The following is a 606-nucleotide window of genomic DNA, read 5'->3' on the forward strand; positions in this document are numbered from 1 at the left end:
GCACCAGATAAACCAGTAAACCAAAGCACTGCTGGTTTCTGTTTTTTCAGCTCAGCACGAAACTGTTTATCAACCGTGTGCTGATGCCAGACAATGTTTTCATCTTTTACCGGTGTTTCAGCGGTCATAACGAATCCTTGTATTTATCGGAATTAAAACGGAAAGAAGACCGGTATCAATGTCAGTACCAATACGGAATACACAATCGAAATCGGCACACCAATTCGCACATAGTCGGTCAATTTGTAATTACCTACGCTGTAAACCAACAAGTTAGTTTGATACCCGTAGGGAGAAATAAAGCTCGCGCTTGCGCCAAACAATACCGCCATAATAAATGGCATCGGATCCACTCCGTACCCGACAGCCATACTATAGCCAATCGGAAATGCTAACGCGGCAGCGGCATTGTTGGTCACCAATTCAGTCAGCACCAAGGTCATGATGTATGTGGCCACCAGCGCACCAAATACGCCCCAGCCGTTAAACGCTTCGATAAACATTTCGCCCATCCTGACGGACAAGCCCGATGAAATCATCAGCTGCGCAATAGAGAGCGCAGAACCCACAATCACCACAATATCAATGGGAAAACGGCGACGAAGC

Annotated in this window: 1 protein-coding gene and 1 pseudogene; both read right to left on the reverse strand. The window is 46.5% G+C overall.

Annotated elements, in window-relative coordinates:
• Window positions 1–128, reverse strand: a pseudogene (locus tag R7P74_RS27705) (adenylyl-sulfate kinase); the annotation flags it as partial.
• Window positions 129–152: 24 nt separating this feature from the next.
• Window positions 153–606, reverse strand: a 454-nt coding sequence (locus R7P74_RS27710) for an SLC13 family permease (protein WP_318123881.1), incomplete at its 5' end; no start/stop codon positions are given.

This window comes from Vibrio sp. 2033, assembly GCF_033339735.1.